This window comes from Nocardiopsis potens DSM 45234, from assembly GCF_000341105.1.
Lineage (GTDB): Bacteria > Actinomycetota > Actinomycetes > Streptosporangiales > Streptosporangiaceae > Nocardiopsis_A > Nocardiopsis_A potens.
The window spans coordinates 16,971-39,614 of record NZ_ANBB01000035.1 but is presented as its reverse complement, the minus strand read 5'-3'; the positions used below and the strand labels follow the sequence as shown (position 1 = coordinate 39,614).

Genomic DNA, 22,644 nt, shown 5'->3' with positions numbered 1-22,644 from the left:
TCATACCCGATCCCCTCCGCCACCGCCGCCCTCCGCATCGATTCCCCCGCGCACGCCGCGCTCCCGGCACCGGAACCGGCGCCGGGGAGGGCTGGGGGAGGGTCAGCCGGGGAGGGCGGTGGCCCGGCGGACCGCGCTCACCACCGCCTGGGGGTCGGTGAGGTCGGGCAGCACCTGGCCGGCCCCGGCGGCGCGCAGCTGCGACTCGGTGGCCGACCCGCTGAGCACCGCGATCGGCGCGGCCCGGCCGATCACCGCGGCCTCCACGTCGCGCACCGAGTCGGTGATATAGACGGTGGACTCCTCGGGGAAGGCCGCGCCCTTGGCCTCCCCCGCCCGCATCCGGGTGAACTGGATCAGGCTGGCCTTGGGGTAGTGCTCGGAGCCGAAGCCGCCGATGGCCAGGTCGAGGTGGGCGTCCAGGCCGAACGCGGCGAGCTTGGCCACCGCGTTGGGCATGATCGTGCCGGTGACCACCGTCTGCACGGTGTCGTCCATGGCTGCGACCGCGGCCAGCGCCTCCCGCGCGCCCTGGGCCGCCCGCCCGCGCGCGGTGAGCTGGTCCCGCCGCCGGGCGAAGCCCTCGGCCAGCGCGTCCAGGTAGGCCGCGAGCGGCTCCTCGCCGGGTTCGCCGTCCACGTCGTTGCGGGCGAAGAACTCGAAGAAGATCTCGGAGTCGGTGCGCCCCGCCGTCGGGGCGAGGTAGACCAGCGGCACCCCGGTGACCCTCTCGAACGCCTCGGCATAGGCGGCGCGCGTGACCTGCGCGGCGTCGACGAGGGTGGGGTCGACATTCCACAAGACCAGGCGGCTGATGGCGGCTCTCCTTGCTGGCGAAGGGCTGTCGGTGGCCCCTCTATCTTGCCGCACCCCGGAACCGACCCCCCGCCCGCGGCGTCCCAGTCGGAGGACGGTGCACCGCCGGGAAGGGGATCGCGTGCAGGACAGGCTGATCGACCCGGGGCTCTTCTCCGGGGACAACTCCTGGGGCGGGGCCGCCAGCGACCGCGCGCAGAACGAGGCGATCCGGGAGCTCAACGCCGAGCTGAGCAGCGCCCGGCGGCGGCTCAACTCCGAGCTCAAGCACATCCGGGGCACCCTGGAGCAGCGGATCGACCGCATCTCCGCCTCCTTCGACGCCTTCGTCGAACTCAGCGACGTGCGCGAGCGGCTGGCCCTGTTCACCCCGTGCGCACTGGTCCGGCACCGGGTGCTGGGCATGCTGGACGGCGCCGAGCCGCCCCTCGACGACCTCCCCGACCCCGCCGGCTACTGGCTGGCGCCGTGCGCCCGCGGCCTGGACGCGCTGCTCTCCGGCGACGTCGCGGGGGCGCAGCGGCACTTCTCCGAGGGCGCCGACCGCGACCCGCTGCGGGCGGGGGTGTTCGCGCTGCTGGCCGCGGCGGTGAAGGCGCCGGAGGCGGCGCCCGGCCTGGCCGCGTGGATCCTGCCCGGCGTGCTGCCCTCACTGCCCGAGCAGGTCACCGCCTACCAGCGGGTGCTGCTGCTCCTGGCCGTCGAGGGCCGGTTCGGGGAGACCGCCGCCGAGCGCGCGCTGGCCGTCTCCGAGGAGCGGCTGCGCGACGGGGAGGAGGGGCGGGAGGCCTCCGAGTCCGCGGCCGAGGAGGTGCTGCGCCGGGTCGGCCGGAACGCGGCGGCGCCGAAGCCGCCGTCCGGGGTCTCCCCGGCCGAGCCGCTGGACGGGCTCTTCACCGCCGCCGCGCGGCTCGCCGCCATCCGGTCCCGCCTGGAGGCCGCACCGCCGGACGGCGGAGACGAGGTCCCCGACGCCCCGGCCGAGCTCGCCGAGGCCGAGCGGGTGCTGCGCCTGCTGGTCGAGGAGGGGAGCCGGGAGGAGGCCCCGCTGGTCCGCCGGGCCGCGCAGCTGCGCGCCGTGGTGGAGAGCAGCGGCGACGCCTCCGCCGACGTCGAGGTCCCGGCCTGGGACGCGGTGACCGACCCCGCCGCCGAGCTGCTGGTGGAGATCTGCACCGATGCGGACGCCTCGCCGGCGGGCGCCGTGTTCGCCCGCCGGCTGCTCGCCCCGGAGCTGCGCGCCGCCGCCGAGCGCTGCGCGGAGCAGGTCCGGGGGCCGCTGCCGGACCGGGCCGCCGCGCAGAGCGGGGGCGTCTCGGTGCGGATCGGCGCGCAGGGGGCGGACCAGGGGGAGCTGGCCGCGGGCGAGCGGCGCGCGGTGGAGGCGTACGACGGGCCCGGCGGGTCCCGGATGCTGCCGATCGCGATCGCGGCCGGCGGCGCCGTCTTCGCGGTGGGCGCACTGCTCTCCGGCGAGATGTCGCTGTGGGCCTTCGCCGTCGGCGGGTTCCTGGTCGGCGGGCTGCTCCACCTCTCCGAGCGGAAGAAGGACGACGAGGTCCGCACGTCCGCGGAGGCCGAGGGCGCCCGGCTCCGCACCCGGGTGGAGAAGGCCGCCGACGAGTGGCGGGCCTACCTGGAACGGGCCGAGGAGACCCGGTCCCGGGCCGCCGGCGACCTTGAGGCGATCCGGCGCCTGCTCGCCTCCGGCTGACCCGGGGCCGGGCCGCCCCGACCCCGTTGATCTTGACGTTGCGGGGCCATCAAGGCCCGTTGACAGCCCCGCAACGTCAAGATCAACGCCCGGGCCGGGTCAGCCTTCGCGGGCGGCCCCGTCCGGCCAGATGACCTCGACCGGGACCCCGGCCGCCCGTGCGGCCTCGACGGCGTCCCCGGTGCCGCCCTTACCGCCGGCGGGACGGCCGTCCCAGACCGCGAAGAGGCGGTCGACGCCGTTCAGGACGGTGGCGTTGGCCTCGGCGTAGGCGGCCTCGCTCGCGGTCCGGTGCGGCATGTAGCGGACCAGGTCGGAGCGGATGAGCAGCCCGTCGAAGGCGTCCCGTTCGGCGGGGGCGACCTTGGCCTCCCGGTAGTCGGCCGAGGGGAGGATCGCCTCCAGCCGCCCGCCGGCCTCCAGGACCTCCTCGGCGAACAGCTGGTCGGCGCCCTTCGCCAGGCAGGAGAGCCCGACCAGCCCGTTCCCGGCGTAGGGGGCGAGGGCCTCCTTGAGGGCTCGCCGCACCAGGTCGATGGTGTCGGCGGTGAGGTTGGAGTGCCCGGTGATCCCGATCCGAGTCAAGAGGCCACCTCGCTGTTCTTCAGGGTCCGGAGGAAGGAGGCCCATTCCACGCCGCTGAAGGCGAGGTGCCCGGCCTCCGGGTTCACGGAGTCCCGCACCGCCGACCGACCAGGCAGGTCAGCCACTTCGACGCAGGCTCCCCGGTTCTGGGAGTAGTTCGACTTGCGCCATACCGCGTTCGCGCACGATTCATACACAAAAGCCACCACCCTTGAGGGTTCGAAGGAAACTCGTCCATTCAGTACCATCGAACACGAGGTACCCGGAAGCGAGGTTCTTGGAGTCCCGCACAGCCATCTGCTCAGAGAGCCCGGCGACTTCAACACATTCTCCCTGAGAGCCGCTGTAGCTGGACTTCTTCCAGCACAGCCTCTCCCTTGAAACCGAGGTCATCGGAATCATTCCTCCCGCTGCTCATGGACTTGGGCGATGCTCTCCAGCAGCGACCGCGTGGCCTTCCCCTCCTCTGTGGAGACGGCTTGGAGATGCTCGAACACCGAGGAGTAGTCTGCTATCTCCTCCTGCTCGGAGGAGAACCGGCTGGAGTCTTGTCCCTCGATGTAGACCGCCTCGAGCTCTTCCTCCTCGACCCGGAGGATGACGAATGACGTTCGGCGCATGCCGGGATGAGCCCCGGCAGAGAACGGAAGTACCCGCAGAGAGACAGCGCCGTCTCCAGAAAGAGTGATCAGTCTCCGGACTTGCTCGGCCATGACGGCAGGTGGGCCGACCTGCTGTCGGAGCGCTCCTTCAGCGATGACCAGTTTGAGATGCGGAGGACGTTCACTTTCCAGAACGGCCTGTCGCTCCTTCCGCACCTCGACTTCACGATCAACATCGCTGTTGGGGCGGAGCGTCGCCTCGATCACGGCTCTGGCATAAGCCTCGGTCTGCACAAGCCCGGGCACGAGCTGCGAGTGAAACATCTCGACGACCGACGCCTGCGCTTCCACATTGGCATATGTCCGATAGCTGCGCTCCAGATCGTAGGGCTGCCAGTAGTCGGGCCGACGCGCCTGGCGGCGGAGCTCCATGAGCTCCTCGAAACGCTCAGTGGCTTCGTACACCTGGCAGAGGCGTTCGAGAGCAGCCGGGCCGGGAACCGCGCCACGATCTCCCGGGGTCTCCCAGCGCGCCAGACTGCCACCGCTCGTACGCAGCGCCTTGACGACATCATTGAATTTTCGATCACCACGCAGCTGCCTGAGCTGTCGAGCGAGGCGCCACTGGGCGAGAGTCGGATTCCGCTCCATGCTGGGATCTTGCCGTTTCTTCACATCGGGGGACAAGTCGCTCAACTTCTAAATGAGACTTGCAGATAGCAGTTGACTGCGCTTCACTGTAATCGCGTTCACACCGAGCGTGTCATCTTCCGCTCTCTCCCTTGAGGTGAGCTCCTGTGTCCCTCGCACACGGCTTCCAGCCCGATGTCACGACACTGTTCCTGCCCGGCCTGCGGCTGGGCGAGGTGCGCACCACGCGGGAGTACGTCTCCCTCGTCCTGCGCGCCGAACCGGCGGACACCCACAGCACCGCCGCCCTCCTGACCAGCGAACTCGTCACCAACGCGCTGATCCACGGGGACTCCCGCAACACCGCCTGCCCGCGCACCGGCCTGCTCGCCCGGTGCCGCCCGCTGCACGTCACCGTCGAAGTCCTGGCCGCCCAGGTCTGCGTCCTCGTCTGCGGCGCCGGCTCGACCCGCCCCCGCATCGCTCCGAAATCCACCCTGACCTGGGACTCGTCCGGCCGCGGGCTGGCCCTGGTCGCCGCGCTCTCCGCCGCCTGGGGCACCCACGGCGACACCTCCTCGCGAACCGTCTGGTTCGCCCTCGACCGCACCGCCGCGGTCGCCGCCTGACCCGAACGCCTGATCCGAACCGAGAGGAAACGGGTGAACCCCCATGCCGTCCAGCTCATCGACGCCCCCGGCCGGCTTCCCGGCAACGTCCCCGACCGCGTCCCGGACCACCGACCGGCTGCGCGCCGTCACCTCCCGCCCGCGCGGACGCCGCTTCGCCCCGGCCGGAGCCCGGCACCGCGCCTACGCGACCGCCCCTCGCCCCGCCGCCGGCCCCGCCCCGGGCCCGCGCACCGGCCCGTCCCCGCACGCCCCCGCCTCCTACCGGGCCGACACCGGCTCCCTCCCGCCGTGGATGCGCCGCACCATGGAGGAACTCGCCCCGGACCGCGCCCCCGCTCCCCCAGCACGGCACCACCGCGCCCGCCCCGCGCCCCACCCGCACCCGGCCGCCCGGCAGCGGCTCCCGGCTCCCCTCTCCCCCGCCGCCTTCGCGGTCCTCTGCGCCGCCGTCCTCACCGCCTACGCCATCGGCCTGCTCGCCTGACTCCCCAGGGAGAACACTCTGTACCTGTTCCGCCGCTCTGTGCCGCTGTACTCTCCGGGCATGGCCGGTCCTCAGGCCGGGCCTCCGCACCCGAGGCGGCCGCGATCGTCGGGATCGAAGAGCCGCCGCGCACTCCCGGTCGACCCGGCATGGGCGTCGGCGACGCGTTCACGGCTCTCCGTCAACCCTTGTGCTTCGGATTCCGAAACAGTAGCGTCGCACATCGCAACAGCGCTTCGGAATTCGAAGCACTCATCCCGGTACTGGAGGTTCCATGCCCAAGGGCTACTGGGTCAGCGTCTACCCGACCATCGAGCACCCCGAGACGCTTGGTGTCTACAACGAACTGGCAGGTATAGCCGTCAAGGCCGCAGGCGGGCGGGTGCTCGCCGGCATCGGTGGCCGGGTCGACGCACACGAAGCCGGAATCGCCGAGCGCGTCGTCCTGATCGAGTTCGACAGCTTCGAACAGGCGGTCGCCGCACGCGCGAGCGCGGCCTACCAGAAGGCGCTGGCCGCACTCCCCGACGGCTTCGAGCGCGACTTCCGCATTGTCGAAGGCCTCAACTGACGATCGAAGCCGCGTCGGCGACGAACACGAAGCCGACCCGCCCCGGTGGCCGGCGGCGCAGCCGTTCCCACTGGTCATCGGTCAGATCTCCACGTCCTGTCACGTTCGACGATTGAAGCCTCCGGCCGGGTCCTGTTGCAGCACAACAGATTCGACCGGAGGCTTCCTCAATTCTCGAACACGGCTTAAGAGCCTCATGACGATCTTGTCGGAACCGCAGTGACGCCCCCTCCTGAAGCGGCTCGCCGATGACCTCACCCGACATCGGCATCACCTCGATGAGCGGCAAGACCCTGCTGTTCGCTCCGGACGGCGATGAGATAGGAGCCCCCTACCCTCACTGCCTTCGCAGCCCTGTGCGCCGCCGTCTTCACCACCTACGTCATCAACCTGCTCGCCTAGACGCCCTGCGCCGGGAGAAACTGTGGCCATGGTTTTCCCTCTCCCCCTGCATCCGAGAGTCGGTGCACCGCTCCAAGTGCCGAGAACGGCGGACTGCGGCAAGTGCGGCGGCTCCGGTGTGATCTGGTTCGACAAAGACGGCACCGGCCCTTGGAAGAAAGAGGCCGTGGCCTGCCCCGACTGCGGCGGAAGCGGAGTCCTCTGAATGGATCTGGGCAAGGCGCACGCCCGGCTGGTCGCCGGGATCGACACCACGCCCGAGATCCGCGGTGCGTTCGCCGCCCACCCCCGGCACCGGTTCATCCCGGATGTGATCTGGCCGGATCCGACCGGGCTCCCGCTCATCCGCTCGCAGAAACCCCATGCGTGGGCGAGAACCGTCTACACCGACGACGCGGTGACGACCCAGGCCAACGACGGCGGCGCGGGAACCGTCAACACCCCCACATCATCGTCGTCGGCGCCCCAGGTCATGGCCGACATGATCGAAGCGGCCGGCCTCGGGCCCGGCATGCGGGTGCTGGAGGTGGGCGCCGGGACCGGGTGGAACGCCGCCGTCCTCTGCGAACTCGTCGGCGCTCGCGGGCGGGTGACCACGGTGGAGGTCGACCCGGGCGTGGCCGAGCACGCCGAGCGGGCCCTCTCCGGCACCTCCGCCCGGGTGGTGACCGGGACACTGCACGATGCGCCCGGCTCCTACGACGCCGTCCTGGTGACGTGCTCGATGAACCGCATCCCCGCAGAGCTGGCGGGGTTCCTCGCCCCGGGCGCCGCGGCCGTGCTCCCGTGGTCGCCCGACCCGCAGTCGCACAGCACCCCCGTCGTCGCCGTGCGCGCCGAGGGCGACCGCCTGACCGGCGGGTTCGTGCGCGAAGGATCGTTCATGCGCTCCCGGGACCAGCGTCCCCCGGCGGAGCGGTTCCCCGGCCTCGGTGCCGCGCCCGACGCGGTGGGGACCTTCGAGGCCGCCTCGGACGAGGTGATCGACTCCGGGGCGATGACGCCTCTGATGCTCATGCTTCCGGGCGTGCGTATCGGGGTCGGCATGCGCCCCTTCGACGGATCCCCGCGCCGGATCGTCTACCTCGGCGCCCCGGACGGCTCATGGGCCTACCTGTGGCCCGACGGCGCACTGACGATGGGCGGCCCGACGGGGCTCGCGGACCGGTTCACCGCCGCCTACCGAACACTGGAGGGGGCCGGGTTCCCCGCCCTGACCGCCTTCCACTTGGACGCCGCCCCTGAGCACGGCTTGTACCGGGTCAGCGCCGAGGAGATCGGCGAGTGGGTGCACGAAGCGGATCGCCCTGCCTCTGGTTGAACCGTTCCGCGAACAGCACCAATGCCCCTGACGGATCAGCCGCCCGCCGAGCCGCACCACCAGCGCATCAGGGGGCGGGTGGGCCCGGCCGCCTGCGTGAAGTGAAGTGGCGGACGGTGGGGACGGAGCCGTCTCGGCCGCAGGCCGGACCGCTCCGAAGAAGCAGCCGCAGAACGCCATGTGCCGTTTTCCCCTCCCACCGGGGCGGACGGTGGGGATGGAGCCGTCGGCCGCAGAGCGGCGGTGCCGATGGCGGACCGCGCGCGGAGCGCGACGATAGGGGCCGTGCGGGGCCCGCCCCCGGTTCGCGGGGCGGGGGCGGGCGGTCCGGTCAGCCCATGTACGGGTAGCGCCAGTCGGTGGGCGGGACGAAGGTCTCCTTGATCGCGCGGGGGCTGGCCCAGCGGATGAGGTTGAAGACCGAGCCGGCCTTGTCGTTGGTGCCGGAGGCGCGAGCGCCGCCGAAGGGCTGCTGGCCGACGATGGAGCCGGTCGGCTTGTCGTTGACGTAGAAGTTCCCGGCGGAGAACCGCAGCGCCGCGTCGGCGGCGGCGACCGCGGCCCGGTCGCGGGCGATGACGGCGCCGGTCAGCGCGTACGGTGCGACGTCGGCCATCTGCGCCAGCACCTGCTCGTAGCGGTCGTCGTCGTAGACGTGCACCGCCAGGATCGGGCCGAAGTACTCGGTGCTGAACACCTCGTCCTCCGGGTCGTCGCACTCCAGCACGGTGGGGCGGACGAAGTAGCCGACCGAGTCGTCGGCGGTGCCGCCGGTGAGCACGGTGATGGAGTCGGTGGCCTTGGCCCGGCTCAGCGCCGCGCTGTTCTTGGCGAAGGCGCGGTCGTCGATCACCGCGCCCATGAAGGTGGACACGTCCCCGGTGACGTCGCCCATGGTCAGCGACTCGGTCTGGGAGAGCAGGTCGTCCCGGACCGCCGCCCACACGCTGCGCGGCACGTACGCGCGGGAGGCCGCGGAGCACTTCTGGCCCTGGTACTCGAAGGCGCCGCGGATCATCGCGGTGCGCAGCACCTCGGGGTCGGCCGAGGAGTGCGCGACGATGAAGTCCTTGCCGCCGGTCTCGCCGACGATCCGCGGGTAGGACCGGTAGTTGGCGATGTTCTCGCCGGCCGTCCGCCACAGGTGCTGGAAGGTCCGGGTGGAGCCGGTGAAGTGGATCCCGGCCAGGTCCGGCTGGGCCAGGGCGGTCTCGGAGACCGCCTCGCCGACGCCGGTGACCATGTTGATCACCCCGGGCGGCAGCCCCGCCTCCTCCAGCAGCCGCATCAGGTACCAGGCGGAGAAGGTCTGGGTGGGCGAGGGCTTCCACACCACGGTGTTGCCCATCAGCGCCGGGGCGGTGGGCAGGTTGCCGGCGATCGCGGTGAAGTTGAACGGGGTGATGGCCAGGACGAAGCCCTCCAGCGGGCGGAGCTCCTGGCGGTTCCACACCCCGCGGGCCGAGATCGGCTGCTCCTCGTGGAGCCGCCGGGCGAAGGAGACGTTGAACCGCCAGAAGTCGATCAGCTCGCAGGCGGCGTCGATCTCGGCCTGCTGCACCGACTTGGACTGGCCGAGCATGGTGGCGGCGTTCAGCGTCTGCCGCCACGGGCCGGCCAGCAGGTCGGCGGCGCGGAGCAGGACCGCGGCCCGCTCGTCGAACGGCATGGCCCGCCAGGCGGGCGCCGCGGCCCGCGCCGCCTCGATCGCGGCCATCACCTCGGCCGGGCGCGCCTCCGGCATCCGCCCCAGCACGTGCCCGTGCCGGTGCGGCTGCACCGCGGGGATGACCGCGCCGGTGCCCATCCGCTGCTCGCCGCCGATGGTCTGGGTCAGCTCGTGCTCCCGGCCGGCCAGCCGGGCGATCTCCGCCTCCACCTCGGCCCGCTCCGGAGAACCCGGCGCGTACCCGAGGTTCGGCTCGTTGACGGGATCGGGAACCCTGGTCACGGCATCCATCTCGTCGCCTTTCGGGAAGGTCGTTCGCGGGGTCTGTGCTGTCCCCCTACCCGACCCGCACCCCGAACATGACTCGGATCACATTCCGGCGGCCCCTCCTGCCCGCCCTCCCTCCCCGTCGATCTCGGCGCCGCCGCCGCCCCGAGTCCGGTCGAGACGGCGACGGCGCCGGGGAGGGCGCCGGCCGGGTCCTATTCGACGAGGTACTTGAGCTCCTGCACCGCGTACCACATGAGCTCGTGCTCGTCCTGGTGCCCGGCCTCGGGGTCGGCGGCCGCGGCGCCGATCGCGTCGGCCGCGTCGGCGTCGTCGACGTGCCCCGAGGCCAGCCGCTTCACCGGCACCGCGCCGCCGATCGCGACCGAGGCCGGGCCGGCCTGGTCCGGGGTGGCGACGACGACGGCGTCGGGGACGTCCGCGGCCAGCACCACCCGGCGGCGCGGGGCGGACGGGTCGGCGGCCAGCAGCCGCAGCGAGGCGTCGCCGGCCGCGAGCATCGCCTCGTACTCCAGCTCCTCGTCGTCGCCGCCGGTGGCGCGGAGCGCGTCGGTGACCGCGAAGGCGGCGAGCGGCTCTCCGCCCACCCGCCCTTCGGCGAGCACTGCGGCGAGGGCGGGCAGGGTGGTTGGCAGGTAGACGCGCATGGTCGGGTTCGTCCTCCGTCGGACCTCGGTTTACCCGTCGAGTCTGCCAAAGGCCGGGGGCCGCTCGGTGCGGCGCGCCCGGTCAGGAGGGGGCCGGGTCCAGCCGCAGTCCGCACGCCTCGGCCAGGCGCTCCCGGGTCTCCCCGGGGTCGCGGTGCAGGATGCCGGTCATGCCCAGTTCGGCGGCGGCCCGGACGTTGTGCTCCAGGTCGTCGATGAACACGCACTGCTCGGGGGGAAGCCCGGTGACCTCCAGGGCGTGCCGGAAGATCTCCGGCTCCGGTTTGCGCATGCCGACCTCGCCGGAGATGACCAGGGCGTCGAAGGCCTCGGCCAGCCGGGCCCGGGGGTAGCCGTTGCCCCAGGAGTTGGAGAGCAGGGTGGTGCGCACGCCCTGCCGGCGCGCCTCGCCGAGCACCCGGTACATCTCGTCGACCGGCTGGAACGCGGAGAACATCCGCTCGATCAGCCCTTCGGCGGGGACCGGGCCGCCGTCGACCAGGCGCAGCTCGGCGGCGAGGGACCGCTCGAACTCGGGGACGGAGATCTCGCCCCGCTCCAGGGCGTGGATGGCGTTGCCGGGGGCGCGGGCGTCGCCGATGCCGGCGAACCATTCGGCCATCACGGCGGCGTAGTGGTCGCGGTCGATCCGGTCGGCCGCCAGCCACGCGTCGATGGTCTCGGGCAGCGGCCCGGTGAGCACGCCGCCCCAGTCGCTGATGATGCCGCGGTGGACCTCGGGCATTGCACCGCCTCCTCGGCCTTCTCGCGGCGCCGGTCCGGGAGACCGGCGCAGGGGCGGAGTTCCTTCCCTCCGCGGAGGGGTTCCAACCCCCGGAGGGGCCGCCGGGAATTCCCACCAAGGAAGGGTACCGACTGGTCGGTCTAATTGGCATACTCGTGCCCATGGACTTCGGACTCAGCCCCAAGGCCCGCGACCACCTGGCCGACCTGCAGGAGTTCATGGACTCCCACGTCTACCCGGCCGAACCCGTCTACCGGAAGTGGCGGGCCGAGGCCGGCCCCGACAACCACGACCTCCCCCCGATCATGGAGGACCTCAAGGCCGAGGCCCGCCGGCGCGGCCTGTGGAACCTCTTCCTGCCCGACGTCGGCGGCCTCAGCGTCACCGAGTACGCCACGCTGGCCGAGGTCACCGGGCGCTCCCCGCTGGCCCCGCAGGCGCTGAACTGCTCCGCGCCGGACACCGGCAACATGGAGGTGCTGCACATGTTCGGCACCCCGGAGCAGAAGAAGCGCTGGCTGGAGCCGCTGCTGGACGGCGCCATCAGGTCCGCGTTCGCGATGACCGAGCCCGACGTGGCCTCCTCCGACGCCTCCAACATCGCCACCTCGATCGTCCGCGACGGCGACTCCTACGTGATCAACGGCCGCAAGTGGTGGATCAGCGGCGCCGCCGACCCGCGCTGCGAGGTCTTCATCCTGATGGGCAAGACCGACCCGGACGGCCCCGCGCACCGGCAGCAGTCGATGATCCTGGTCCCCCGGGACGCCCCCGGCGTGGAGATCGTCCGCGCCCTTCCGGTCTTCGGCTACCAGGACCAGGAGGGCCACTGCGAGATCACCTTCACCGACGTGCGGGTGCCCGCGGAGAACCTGATCGCCGGCGAGGGCGACGGCTTCATGATCGCCCAGGCCCGGCTCGGCCCCGGCCGGGTGCACCACTGCATGCGCGCCCTCGGCGTGGCCGAGCGCGCGCTGGAGCTGATGGTGCGCCGGGCGAACGAGCGGGTCGCGTTCGGCAGGCCGCTCGCCGAGCAGGGCGTGGTCCAGCAGCAGATCGCCGAGTCCCGGCTGGCCATCGAGCAGGCCCGGCTGCTGGTGCTCAAGACCGCCTGGCTGATCGACGCCAAGGGCGCCAAGGAGGCCCGCACCGAGATCGCCGCGATCAAGGTCGCCGCGCCGCGCGCCGCGATCGAGGTGATCGACCGCGCCATCCAGGTGCACGGCGGCGCCGGGGTGAGCGACGACTTCCCGCTGGCGCTGATGTACGCGCACGCCCGCGCCATGCGCATCTTCGACGGCCCGGACGAGGTCCACCTGCGCTCGATCGCCCGCCGGGAGATCAAGCGCCGGGGCTGACCGCCTCCCCCGGTGATCTTGGCGTTCCGGCCCTGTCAGAGCGCTCTGACAGGGCCGGAACGCCAAGATCACCGCAGGGGCGACGCGGGGCCGGCTCAGTAGCCGATGCCCGCGCCGAAGCCGTAGTCGGTTCCGGGGACGGCCACCGGGAGCCTCCCGGACGGGGCGACCTCGCCGGCGATGGCGCGGGCCGCTGCGGTCCGGGAGGCCTCCACCGCGGAGTAGACCGCGAGGTAGGCGTCGGACTCCAGCTCGGCGGCGTCGTAGGGGGTCCCCTGCGCGACCACGGCGACCGGGGTGGAGCCTGCGGCGGCCACGGCCTGCCGGTCCTCGGGGTCGACGCGGCCGCCGTCGGTGCCGACCACCACCAGGTCGGCCTCGGCGGGGGCGTCCACCACCTTCAGGCCGGCCTTCTCCAGGGCCTCCCCCAGCTCTTCGGCGCCCACCCCGGTGGCGGCGACGGCGGCGCCCTCCCCGACCGGCAGCGCTCCCCCGCCGTTGCGCAGCAGGGTGACGGAGGCGTCGGCGAGCCGCGCGGCGGCCGCGGTGTGCTCCGGGTCGTAGACCTTCTCGGCGGCCTGGTCCGCCGCGACCGGCTCCGCGCCGAACAGGCCGCGCTCCGCTTTGAGCTCCAGCACCCGCCGGACCGACTCGTCCAGCCGCTCCTCGCTGATCCGGCCCTCCTCCACGGCCGCCTTCACCGCGTCGAAGGCGGCGGCCGGATCCGGGGGCATGAGCAGCTGGTCCGCGCCGGCCTCGACGGCGCGCACCGCGACCTCGCCGTCGTCGTGGGTCTCCCGCACGCCCTCCATGTTGAGCGCATCGGTGGTGACGACGCCGTCGTAGCCCAGTTCACCGCGGAGGATCCCGTCGATCACCTCGGCGGAGAGGGTGGCGGGCTCGCCGGAGGGGTCCAGCTCGGGCATGACCACATGGGCGGTCATGATCATGTCCACCCCGGCCTCCACCGCCTCCCGGAACGGCGGAAGGTCGGTCTCCTCCCAGGCGGCGCGGTCCTTGTCGATCACCGGCAGGCCGGTGTGGCTGTCCACGTCCGTGTCGCCGTGGCCGGGGAAGTGCTTGACCACCGGCACCACGCCGCCCTCCTGGAACGCCTCGGCCTCGGCCACCGCCATCTCCCCGACCAGGGCGGGGTCGGAGCCGAACGAGCGGTTGCCGATGACCGGGTTGTTCGGGTCGGTGTTGACGTCGGCGACCGGGGCGTAGTCGAGGTTGACGCCGACCGCGGACAGCTGGGCGGCGGTGGCGGAGGCCAGCGAGCGGGCCTCATCGGGGTCGCGGGTGGCGCCGACCGCCATCGCGTCCGGGAAGCGCACCCCCGATTCCATCCGGGAGACCATCCCCTGCTCCTGGTCGATGCCGAGGAACAGCGGGATCCCGGCACCGCTGTCGGCCGCCAGGTCCTGCAGCCCGTTGGACATCTCGGGCACCCGGTCGACCTCGGCGAGGTTCTCCGGGAAGTAGATGAACCCGCCGGGGCGGTAGGCCTCGATCGCCTCGGCGTTCTCCTCGGCGGTCGTTCCCGCGGCGGTGAGCACCAGCAGCTGGCCGACCTTGTCCTCCAGCTCCATGCCCGCCATCGCCTCCTCGGCGGTGGCGGCGGCGTCCGGGCCCTCCCCGGCCCCGGCCCCGCCGGATCCGCCGGAGGAGCCGCCGCCTTCCTGTGCACAGGCTGTGGAGAGCAGCAGCAGGCCCGCGCCGAGCGGCGCGAGGAGGCGTCGAAGGGGCATCGTGTGTCGGACTCTCGGTTCGCAGGGCCGCACCGGCGGTGTGCGCCCGCGGGCGCACGGCCGGGACCGGCGCGGAACGGCCGGTCGCGCGGGACCGGGGACGCGCTCCCCGGACGCGGCGCCCACTGTAGCCGGAACCGCCCCCGCCGGGGGCGCCATCGGCGGCGGGGCGGCGGGCCGCTCCGCGGGCCCGGCCCGGAGCGGGCCCCGCCCTCGGCCCATCGGGCTCGGGCTCCGGACACGCACCGAGGCCGGGCGGCGATCGCCGCCGGAGAGGCCGGGCCGGGGCTGAAGCACAGCGGCCGCCCCGGCCCGGAGCGGGTCGGGGCGGCCGCCTCTGCGGTCCTACAGGCCCAGCTCGGCCAGGCCGGGCAGGGCGGTGCGGGCGGCCGCGCGGGCCTCCGCCGGGCCGCGGGCCTCCAGGGCGGCCTCGGCCGCCCCGCGGCACTGCTCCCGGGTGGCGCGGGCCAGCGCCGCGCGGACCATCGGCAGCGCGGTGGCGCCCATGGACAGCGTGGTCACGCCCATGCCGACCAGCACGCAGGCGAGCAGCGGGTCGGCGGCGGCCTCACCGCACACCCCGCACGGGCGCCCCGCCGCCTCCGCCGCGCGGGCGGTGGTCGCGACCAGCTCCAGCACCCCCGGCTGCCAGGAGTCCTGGAACCGGCCCAGCCCGCCCACCTCGCGGTCGGCGGCGCAGGTGTACTGGGTGAGGTCGTTGGTGCCGATGCTGAAGAACGCGGCGTCCCGGGCGAGGTGCCGGGCGCGCAGCGCCGCGGCGGGGACCTCGATCATGATCCCGGCCCGCTCGATCCCGGCCTCGGCCGCGCGGGCGGCGAACCACTCCGCGTCCTCGGCGTCGGTGACCATCGGCGCCATCACGCTGAGCTCGGCCGGGGCGCCCCGGGCCGCCTCGGCCAGCGCCGCCAGCTGGGAGGAGAGCATCTCCGGGTGCCGGTGCATCATGCGCAGCCCGCGCTCGCCGAGCGCCGGGTTGGGCTCCTCTCCCGGCGGCGGCAGGAACGCCAGCGGCTTGTCCGCACCGGCGTCCAGGGTGCGCACCACGACCTTGGCCCCGGGGCCGAACGCCTCCAGCGCGGCCCGGTAGGCCGCCACCTGCTCCTCGTGGCTCGGCGCGTCCCCGCGGTCCAGGAAGAGGAACTCGGTGCGGTACAGCCCGACGCCCTCGGCACCGTTGTCCACCGCGGCCGGCAGGTCCTTGGGACCGCCGATGTTGGCGAGCAGCGGGACCGGGTGGCCGTCGGCGGTGCGGCCGGGGCCGGAGCTCTGCTCGGCGGCGGCCCGCCGGGCGGCGTCGCGGGCCAGCGCCCGGTCCGCCTCGGCCGGGTCCGGGTCCGCGGCGACCTCCCCGGAGGAGCCGTCGACCAGCAGCATCGCCCCGTCGGCGATTTCATCGGCGCCCGGCCCGGCCACCACGGCGGGCAGGCCGAGCGAGCGGGCCAGGATCGCCGAGTGGCTGGTGGGGCCGCCCTCCCGGGTGACGAAGGCGAGCACCTTCGCCGGGTCCAGGGTGGCCGTGTCGGCCGGGGCGAGGTCCCGGGCGACCAGCACGAACGGCGTCTCGGACTCGGGGATGCCGGGTACCGGGACGCCCAGCAGCCGGGCGACGATGCGGTCCCGGACGTCGTCCAGGTCGGTGACCCGGGCGGCCATGTACTCCCCGGCCGAGGCGAGCATCTCCCGGTAGACCGCCATCGCGTCGGAGACCGCGCGGGCGGCGTCGGCGCCCTCGCGGACCCGGCGGGCGACGTCGTCGGCGAGCGACGGGTCGTTCGCCATCAGCGCCTGCGCGGAGAGCACCTCCTGGGCCTGGCCGCCGGCGCGGGCCCCGCGCTCGGTCAGCTCCCGGGCGGTCAGCTCCATCGCCTCGGCGGCGCGGGCGGCCTCCGCCTCGGCGTCGCCGGAGTGGCCCGCCTCCGGCGGCTCGGGGACCGAGCGCGCCAGCCGCAGCGCCGGCCCGTAGCCGACGCCGGGGCTGACCCCGACCCCCTTCAGCGTGTCAGCCATGGTCTCCCCCACTAGCCGGCGCCGGCGATCTCGGCCAGCCGGTCCAGGACCTCCTCGGCCCCGTCGCCCTCGACCCGGACCACGATCTCGTCGCCGTTCCGGACGTCCAGGCCCATCACCGCGAGGATGCTCTTGGCGGAGACGGGGGCACCGTCGCCCTTGGCGACCGTGGCCTCACCGGCGGCCTTGGCGGCGGCCTCGACGAACAGGGCCGCGGGGCGGGCGTGCAGCCCGACCTCGGACTCGACTTTGACGCGGCGCTCTGCCACAGCTCTCTCCTCTTCCCTTTGTTCAGGTCATTCGGGCGCGCGGCCGCTCGGGCCGATCCCGTCCCAGTCCACCTCGGTGAGGTGGTCGACGATCAGATCGGCCTTCTGCAGCACCGCGGGCACGTGCGTGGTGGTGATGGCGACGACGCTCATCCCGGCGCGCAGCCCGGCCTCCACCCCGGCCGGGGTGTCCTCGAAGACCGCGGTCCGCGCCGGGTCGGCGCCGAGCAGCCGGGCGCCGGCCAGGTAGCCCTCCGGGTCGGGCTTGCCCCGGCGCACGTCGGCGGCGGTGATCACCCCGGTGAACAGCTCTGCGACGCCGACCATGTGCAGCGCGGCGTGCGCCCATTCCGGTCCGGCCGAGGTGACCAGGGCGATCGGCACGCCCCGGGCGTGCAGGGCGCGGACGAACTCCGCCGACTCCGGCAGCGGCCGCACCGGCGGCAGGTCCGGCGCGGAGCCGATCTGCTGCAGCTCGCTGAGGAGCACGTCCCAGGAGACGCCGGGGAACAGGTTCGGGTCCTCGGCGATGACGTCCGGGCCGCGCCGGCCCATGAACCGGTGCAGGGTCGCCTCGTCGTAGGGCACGTTGTGCGCGTCGAGCAGCCTCGACCAGACCGCCATCGACCGCGGTTCGCTGTTGATCAGTGTCCCGTCCAGGTCGAACAGGGCCGCGCGGCCGCCGGCCATGGCGGCGCTCACCGCCAGCCGAACAGCGGGGCGCCGGAGGCGACCTCGCCGGAGGAGACGACGTCGGCCAGCGCCTCGGCGGAGGCGTCCAGCGCGACCACCGGGACCGCCGGGGAGCGGCCGCCCTTCTCCACCTCGGCGGGGTTCCAGCGGACCAGCGGAGCGCCGGCCTCCACCGCCGCGCCCTCCTCGGCCAGGGTCTCGAACCCCTCGCCCTTCAGGTCGACGGTGTCGATGCCCAGGTGGACCAGGACGCCCTTGCCGTCCGGGGTGGCGATGACGTAGGCGTGCGGGTGCAGCTTGACGATGGTCCCGGCGACCGGGGCCACCGCGGTCTGCGGCTCGCGCACCGGGTCGATCGCGGTCCCGGGGCCGACCATGCCCTGCGCGAAGACGGGGTCGGGGACCTGGGCCAGGCCGGTGGCCGTGCCCGGCACGGGAGAAAGCACAGAGAGCACGGGGATTACCTCCAGGTGGGGCGCGGACCAGGGCGGCGGCCCGCGCCGGCGGGCGGGTCTGTCAGTCCTCGAGGAGATCGTTGATGTCGTCGGTGAGCGAGTCGGCCTCCGGGCCGACGACCACCTGGACGACGTTGCCGGAGGAGAGCACCCCGTGGGCGCCGGCCGCCTTCAGCGCGGCCTCGTCCACCTTGGCGGGGTCCTTGACCTCGGTGCGCAGCCGGGTGATGCACGCCTCGATGTCGTCGATGTTGTCCGCGCCGCCGAGCCCTGCGACGATCGCGGCTGCCTTGTCGGCCATGTGGGTGTTCCTGCCTTCCCTTTCGGAGCGGGCGGACCGCCCTCCGCGCAGGAGGGGGCCGCCCGGTGAAGAAGCGTTGCGGGCCGCGCCGGTGGCCGGAGCCGTGCGGCGGGGCCCATGCCGAGCTTAGATCCACTCGGCGCCGTCGCCTACGAGGTCTGGGTGACCTTGCCCAGGCCGCGGGGGGCGTCGGGGTTGTACCCGAGGCGCCGGGCGAGCGTCTCGGTGAGCAGCTGGGCCGGGACGATCAGCGAGATCGGGGCGGCCCACTCCGGCAGGTCGGGGGCGGGGACCGACAGGTCGCAGGCGCCGGCCAGGGCCTGGCCGCCGCCGATGCCGAAGACCGGGGCGCCCGCGGCGGAGACCCGCTCGGCCAGGGCGACGGTGCCGGGCAGGGTCGGCCCGGAGTTCGCCGCGACCAGGATCGCCGGGGTGTCGGCGTCGACCACGGCGATCGGGCCGTGCAGCAGGTCGGCGTAGGAGAGGCCCATGGCGTGCAGGTAGCAGGCCTCCTTGAGCTTGAGCGCGGCCTCCAGCGCGGTGGAGAAGGCCATGCCTCGGCCGGAGATGACCGCGCCCTGCACCCCGGCCAGGCGCTCGGCGATCAGCTCGATCGGGCCCTGCGGGGCGGCGATCGCCTCGCCGATGGCGTCCGGGACCGCGCGCAGCACGCCGGCGTCCAGGTCGGCGCCGAGGCCCAGGGCGAGCACCGCGAGCGCGGCCAGCTGGGTGGTGTAGGTCTTGGTGGCGGGCACCGCGAGCTCGTTGCCGGCCCGGGTGACCAGGGCCAGGTCGGCTGCCTCGGTCAGCGGGGAGCCGGCGCCGTTGGTGATGCCGACGGTGCGGGCGCCGCACTCGGCCGCCCAGTTCATCGTGTCGACGATCTCCTCGGTCCGCCCGGACTGGGAGATGGCCACCGCGAGCACCCCGGACAGGTCCACCTTGGACCCGTAGGTGGTGGCGATGGACGGCGAGGCCAGCGTGGCCAGCCGGCCGGCGTGCGCCTGGAGCAGGTAGCTGCCGTAGACCGCGGCGTTGTCAGAGGAGCCGCGGGCGATGAAGAGCACCTGCCGGGTCTCCCGGCCGAGCTCGGCGAGCTCGGGGACCAGCGGCAGCAGCGCGTCCAGGGTACGGCGCAGTGCCTCGGGCTGCTCGGCGATCTCCGAGCGCATGACGCTCGTACTGGTGGTCATTGTCGATTCTTCCCATCCGCTCGGTGCCGCTGCCGGGTGTGTCGCCGCGGGGCCGGGCGACCGTGTCGACCTGCGGACTCAGGTCCGAAACGTCTTGGTTTCAATCTGCCCGAAAGGGAGATTCGCCAGACAACGGACACTGTACTCTGGTCTAGTCCGGCCTATACCAGTCATACCAGAGCGTCTAGAGAGCGAACAGGCGGTCGTCATGGAGATCGACCCGGCGAGCCCCGCCCCCAAATACGCCCAGCTCCGTGAGCTTCTGCTCGACTGGATCGTCGAGGCCGGTCTCGGGGTGGACGACCTGATCCCCTCCGAGCGCGAGCTCGGCCGGAAGTACGGGTTGTCCCGGATGACCGTCCGGCAGACCATCGACATCATGGTCTCCGAGGGCAAGCTGTACCGGGTGCCCGGAAAGGGCACCTTCGTATGCCGGCCCAAGATCGAGATGCCCCTGGCGCTCGCCTCGTTCACCGAGGATATGCGGGCCCGCGGGTTCGTCCCCGGATCCCGCGACCTGTCCCGCAGGAGCGCCCCCGCCAGCCCGCACACCGCCCGGATGCTCGACGTACCGCCGGGGACTCCGGTGCACCACATCGAGCGGCTGCGCACCGCGGACGGGGAGCCCATGGCGGTGGAGCGCACGATGCTCCCGCTGTCCCTGCTGCCCGGCCTGGAGCGGATCGCGCTCACCGGGCGCTCCCTGTACGAGGTCCTGGAAGAGGAGTTCGGAATCCTGCTCGACTCCGGAGAGCAGACCATCGAGGCCGGGCTGTGCGACCCGGCCGACGCCAAGCTGCTCGGGCTCGCCCCGGGCAGCCCGATCCTGTCCATGCAGCGCCGCAGCTTCAGCAACGGCGCCTGCGTGGAGGTCGCGCTCTCCGGCTACCGGGCCGACCGCTACCAGCTGCACTCGCGGCTGGACCCACGCCGTCCGGGGACGGCCTGAGCGCCGCCCCCGTGCCGCGACCGGCCGCCCGCACGCGGCCGGTTCCCGTCATAACTCACCGGTTAACGATTCAGGAGGACCAGTTGTGAGTTCCTCAGCAACCGCGGACAGCGGCGTCGGCGGCTCCTCGAAGGTGCTCGGCGTCCTGCAGCGCATCGGGCGCAGCCTGATGATGCCCATCGCGGTCCTGCCCGCCGCGGCGATCCTGCTCCGCCTGGGCCAGGGCGACATGCTCGGCAGCAACGGCGCCGAGCCGGGCGGTCTGGCCGACGTGCCCGGCATGCACTGGATGGCTCCGGTCGCCAGCATCATCGGCGCGGCCGGCGACTCGCTGTTCCAGGCGCTGCCGCTGCTGTTCGCGGTCGGCGTGGCGATCGGCTTCGCCAAGCGCGCCGACGGCTCCACCGCGCTGGCGGCCGTGGTCGGCTACATCGTCTTCGACCGCGTCACCAAGTACATGTTCTTCAACTTCGACCCCAGCGGCGAGATGAAGGAGGCGGTCACCGCCTTCGACGCCGGGGGCGCCGAGGTGATCAACTGGGGCGTGAAGAACCCGACCGACGTGCTCGGCGGCATCGCCATCGGCATCCTCGCCGCGGTGCTCTGGCAGCGCTACTACAAGATCAAGCTGCCCGCCTGGCTCGGCTTCTTCGGCGGCCGCCGGTTCGTGCCGATCGTCACCGCGGTCTCCGCGCTGCTGCTCGCCGTCGTCTTCGGGTTCGTCTGGCCGACCGTGGGCGGCTGGATCAACGACCTGGGCACCTGGATCGTCGCCTCCGGCCCGGTCGGCGCCGGCGTGTACGGCGTGGTCAACCGCCTGCTGCTGCCGTTCGGCCTGCACCACGTGGTCAACTCGGTGGTCTGGTTCGTCTTCGGCAGCTACACCGACCCGGCCACCGGCGACGTGTTCAACGGCGAGATCAACCGCTACCTGGCCGGCGACCCCACCGCGGGCGGCTTCCTCTCCGGCTTCTTCCCGGTGCTGATGTTCGGCCTGCCCGCCGCCGCCATCGCCATGTGGCGCGCCGCGCACCCCAGCCAGCGGGCCACCGTCGGCGGCATCATGATCTCCGCCGCGCTGACCGCGTTCGTCACCGGCATCACCGAGCCGATCGAGTTCGCCTTCATCTTCATCGCGCCGGTGCTGTTCGCCGTGCACGTGGTGCTGACCGGCATCTCGATGGCGGTCCTCAACGCGCTCGACGCGCACCTGGGCTTCGGGTTCTCCGCCGGCCTGATCGACATGGTGATCAACGCGTTCAAGTCCAACACCACCGGGCTGGTGTGGATCCTGCTCATGGGCGTGGTCTACTTCGCCATCTACTACCTGGTGTTCTACTTCCTGATCACCAAGATGAACCTGCCCACCCCGGGCCGCGAGCCGATCGAGGAGAAGGCCTCGATCGCCACCAACCCGGACCAGCCGGGCGGCTCCGCCCAGAGCCCGGCGCGGGGCGCCGAGGGCGGCAAGCAGGGCTAAGAGCCCGGCGCCCGGCCCCGAGGGGCCGCGGCGCACTGCAGAGAAGCGAGGGGTCCGCATCCGCGGGCCCCTCGCCGCTTTCCCGGGCCTCTCCCGACGATCTTGACGTCGCGGGCCCAGCAGAGCCCGGTGGTTTCCAGCGCCTGTTGCAACACCGCACACCGGAGGGCAGGAGGAAACCGGTCGGTCGGGCGCGGCGCCCCACGGAGCGAAGGTCAAGACGGGCGGCGAAGGCGGGAAGGGGCACCGGCCGGTCGGTCCGGCGCGGCACCCCACGGAGCGAAGGCTCAAGCAGGCAGCGACGGCGGGAGAGGGACCGGCCAGTCGGTCCGGCGCGGCACCCCACGGAGCGAAGGCTCATACCTGCGGCGACGGCAGCGGTGAGGGCATGGCGAAGGCGATCACCCGGGCGCGGCGCCCCACAGGGCGAAGGTTCAAGCGGGCAGCGAAGGCGGGAGGGGGACCGGCTGGTCGGTCGAGTGCGGCAGAGCGGGCAGAGGCGGGGTGGGGCGGGCCGGGATGGCGGGTTCGCCGTGCCCGCGTCGCCCCGGGCGCCGAGGCCGGCCACCCCGGAAACCATTGCACCTCCCCGACCTGGGTGAATACGTAGGGTGATGGCGGAGTGGGGCGCCCTGCACACCGCGAGAGCACCCCGGTGATTCCCGGGCGCACATCCCGGCCCGGAACAGGGCCCCAGGGCCCCGGATCGCCCTGCTCGGGCCAGTGATCGGGAGTTCGGGCCACCCGGAAAATCGGAAGGCAGGGGGCCGGAACCCGGGCAGGGGCGCCGCGGAGGCGGAATGCCGCTTTTGCCCTCCCACAAGGCCCCGCCTTGGCCACTCTGGGTAACCAGAGAGGAGGCGGCGAGGGCTTCGGGGCCTACTACTCGCTGGTAGATGTAATCGGGGTGCCGCGGAGGTGCGCAGGGCGCTCCCGCCCCCGCTCGACCCCCGCTGCGAACCGGGCATACAGGGATAAGGCCCCCGGTGGGCCCGGGCGGGCGGCCCGCCCGCACCCCCGCCCCGCGAGGCGCCGCACCCGGGCGAGGCCTGCGCCCCGCC

Annotated in this window: 23 protein-coding genes; 8 read left to right on the top strand and 15 right to left on the bottom strand. The window is 73.3% G+C overall.

Annotated features, from left to right (window positions below):
• Nucleotides 1-102: 102 nt before the first annotated feature.
• A complete protein-coding gene (locus D459_RS0113095) occupies nt 103-801 on the bottom strand; it encodes an HAD family hydrolase (protein ID WP_017593461.1) in 699 nt (232 codons plus the stop codon).
• Nucleotides 802-937: 136 nt separating this feature from the next.
• On the opposite strand from D459_RS0113095, the gene D459_RS0113090 reads away from it, so the two are divergent.
• On the top strand, nt 938-2,530 hold the full coding sequence (locus D459_RS0113090; protein WP_040709964.1) for a hypothetical protein: 1,593 nt from the start codon (nt 938-940) through the stop codon (nt 2,528-2,530).
• 99 nt (nt 2,531-2,629) lie between these two features.
• Here the strand turns inward: D459_RS0113090 and D459_RS0113085 are convergent, their stop codons facing one another.
• The 4 genes from D459_RS0113085 to D459_RS31535 are packed head-to-tail and all read right to left on the bottom strand — an operon-like array spanning nt 2,630 to nt 4,413.
• Entirely contained in the window at nt 2,630-3,115 is a 486-nt protein-coding gene (locus D459_RS0113085; RefSeq protein WP_017593460.1) for a hypothetical protein, read from the bottom strand.
• Nucleotides 3,112-3,363 (bottom strand): DUF397 domain-containing protein, encoded by a 252-nt coding sequence (locus D459_RS0113080; protein WP_081620554.1) that lies wholly within the window; start codon nt 3,361-3,363, stop codon nt 3,112-3,114. The genes D459_RS0113085 and D459_RS0113080 overlap by 4 nt, the downstream gene beginning before the upstream one ends.
• Nucleotides 3,305-3,508, bottom strand: coding sequence for a DUF397 domain-containing protein (locus D459_RS34345; protein ID WP_081620553.1), 204 nt, complete (start codon nt 3,506-3,508; stop codon nt 3,305-3,307). The genes D459_RS0113080 and D459_RS34345 overlap by 59 nt, the downstream gene beginning before the upstream one ends.
• 5 nt (nt 3,509-3,513) lie before the next feature.
• Complete coding sequence (locus tag D459_RS31535) at nt 3,514-4,413, bottom strand: helix-turn-helix domain-containing protein (protein ID WP_338044417.1); 900 nt, start codon at nt 4,411-4,413, stop codon at nt 3,514-3,516.
• A 101-nt stretch (nt 4,414-4,514) separates the two neighbouring features.
• On the opposite strand from D459_RS31535, the gene D459_RS31530 reads away from it, so the two are divergent.
• The 4 genes from D459_RS31530 to D459_RS0113050 all read left to right on the top strand — a co-directional run bounded on the left by D459_RS31530 (nt 4,515) and on the right by D459_RS0113050 (nt 7,757).
• Nucleotides 4,515-4,976 (top strand): hypothetical protein, encoded by a 462-nt coding sequence (locus tag D459_RS31530; protein WP_051065417.1) that lies wholly within the window; start codon nt 4,515-4,517, stop codon nt 4,974-4,976.
• A 43-nt stretch (nt 4,977-5,019) separates the two neighbouring features.
• Nucleotides 5,020-5,463: a hypothetical protein gene (locus tag D459_RS0113060; protein ID WP_017593456.1), complete on the top strand. Its 444-nt coding sequence runs from the start codon at nt 5,020-5,022 to the stop codon at nt 5,461-5,463.
• Nucleotides 5,464-5,737: 274 nt separating this feature from the next.
• The gene (locus tag D459_RS0113055; RefSeq protein WP_017593455.1) at nt 5,738-6,034 is read left to right on the top strand and encodes a DUF1330 domain-containing protein; all 297 of its coding nucleotides are present in this window, start codon (nt 5,738-5,740) and stop codon (nt 6,032-6,034) included.
• Between the two features lie 607 nt (nt 6,035-6,641).
• Nucleotides 6,642-7,757, top strand: coding sequence for a methyltransferase domain-containing protein (locus D459_RS0113050; RefSeq protein WP_017593454.1), 1,116 nt, complete (start codon nt 6,642-6,644; stop codon nt 7,755-7,757).
• A gap of 331 nt (nt 7,758-8,088) precedes the next feature.
• Here D459_RS0113050 and pruA read toward each other — a convergent pair whose 3' ends face one another.
• From pruA to D459_RS0113030, 3 genes are all read right to left on the bottom strand, one after another.
• Complete coding sequence (gene pruA, locus D459_RS0113045) at nt 8,089-9,717, bottom strand: L-glutamate gamma-semialdehyde dehydrogenase (RefSeq protein WP_017593453.1); 1,629 nt, start codon at nt 9,715-9,717, stop codon at nt 8,089-8,091.
• A gap of 191 nt (nt 9,718-9,908) precedes the next feature.
• Nucleotides 9,909-10,361 carry a DUF6912 family protein gene (locus D459_RS31525; RefSeq protein ID WP_017593452.1) on the bottom strand — a complete coding sequence of 151 codons (453 nt, stop codon included), beginning with the start codon at nt 10,359-10,361 and terminating at the stop codon, nt 9,909-9,911.
• Nucleotides 10,362-10,443: 82 nt separating this feature from the next.
• Nucleotides 10,444-11,106, bottom strand: coding sequence for an HAD family hydrolase (locus D459_RS0113030; RefSeq protein WP_017593451.1), 663 nt, complete (start codon nt 11,104-11,106; stop codon nt 10,444-10,446).
• A 161-nt stretch (nt 11,107-11,267) separates the two neighbouring features.
• Between D459_RS0113030 and D459_RS0113025 the strand changes: the two genes are divergently transcribed.
• Nucleotides 11,268-12,464 (top strand): acyl-CoA dehydrogenase family protein, encoded by a 1,197-nt coding sequence (locus tag D459_RS0113025; RefSeq protein WP_026120343.1) that lies wholly within the window; start codon nt 11,268-11,270, stop codon nt 12,462-12,464.
• Nucleotides 12,465-12,559: 95 nt separating this feature from the next.
• Here the strand turns inward: D459_RS0113025 and D459_RS0113020 are convergent, their stop codons facing one another.
• The 7 genes from D459_RS0113020 to D459_RS0112990 form a co-directional block, all read right to left on the bottom strand.
• Nucleotides 12,560-14,215: a glycoside hydrolase family 3 protein gene (locus D459_RS0113020; protein ID WP_017593449.1), complete on the bottom strand. Its 1,656-nt coding sequence runs from the start codon at nt 14,213-14,215 to the stop codon at nt 12,560-12,562.
• Nucleotides 14,216-14,560: 345 nt separating this feature from the next.
• Nucleotides 14,561-16,243: a phosphoenolpyruvate--protein phosphotransferase gene (gene ptsP, locus D459_RS0113015; RefSeq protein ID WP_026120342.1), complete on the bottom strand. Its 1,683-nt coding sequence runs from the start codon at nt 16,241-16,243 to the stop codon at nt 14,561-14,563.
• An 11-nt stretch (nt 16,244-16,254) separates the two neighbouring features.
• The gene (locus tag D459_RS0113010) at nt 16,255-16,512 is read right to left on the bottom strand and encodes an HPr family phosphocarrier protein (protein WP_017593447.1); all 258 of its coding nucleotides are present in this window, start codon (nt 16,510-16,512) and stop codon (nt 16,255-16,257) included.
• Between the two features lie 27 nt (nt 16,513-16,539).
• Nucleotides 16,540-17,214: an HAD family hydrolase gene (locus tag D459_RS0113005; protein WP_017593446.1), complete on the bottom strand. Its 675-nt coding sequence runs from the start codon at nt 17,212-17,214 to the stop codon at nt 16,540-16,542.
• Complete coding sequence (locus D459_RS0113000) at nt 17,211-17,660, bottom strand: PTS sugar transporter subunit IIA (protein ID WP_026120340.1); 450 nt, start codon at nt 17,658-17,660, stop codon at nt 17,211-17,213. Before D459_RS0113000 ends, D459_RS0113005 begins: the two co-directional genes overlap by 4 nt.
• Nucleotides 17,661-17,721: 61 nt before the next feature.
• On the bottom strand, nt 17,722-18,012 hold the full coding sequence (locus D459_RS0112995; RefSeq protein ID WP_275041853.1) for a PTS glucose/sucrose transporter subunit IIB: 291 nt from the start codon (nt 18,010-18,012) through the stop codon (nt 17,722-17,724).
• 98 nt (nt 18,013-18,110) lie between these two features.
• Entirely contained in the window at nt 18,111-19,154 is a 1,044-nt protein-coding gene (locus D459_RS0112990; RefSeq protein ID WP_026120339.1) for an SIS domain-containing protein, read from the bottom strand.
• A 208-nt stretch (nt 19,155-19,362) separates the two neighbouring features.
• Here D459_RS0112990 and D459_RS0112985 point away from each other — a divergent pair, with 208 nt between their 5' ends.
• Both D459_RS0112985 and D459_RS0112980 read left to right on the top strand, forming a co-directional pair.
• The gene (locus D459_RS0112985; protein WP_017593442.1) at nt 19,363-20,103 is read left to right on the top strand and encodes a GntR family transcriptional regulator; all 741 of its coding nucleotides are present in this window, start codon (nt 19,363-19,365) and stop codon (nt 20,101-20,103) included.
• A gap of 85 nt (nt 20,104-20,188) precedes the next feature.
• A complete protein-coding gene (locus tag D459_RS0112980; RefSeq protein ID WP_017593441.1) occupies nt 20,189-21,583 on the top strand; it encodes a PTS transporter subunit EIIC in 1,395 nt (464 codons plus the stop codon).
• Nucleotides 21,584-22,644 lie beyond the last annotated feature (1,061 nt).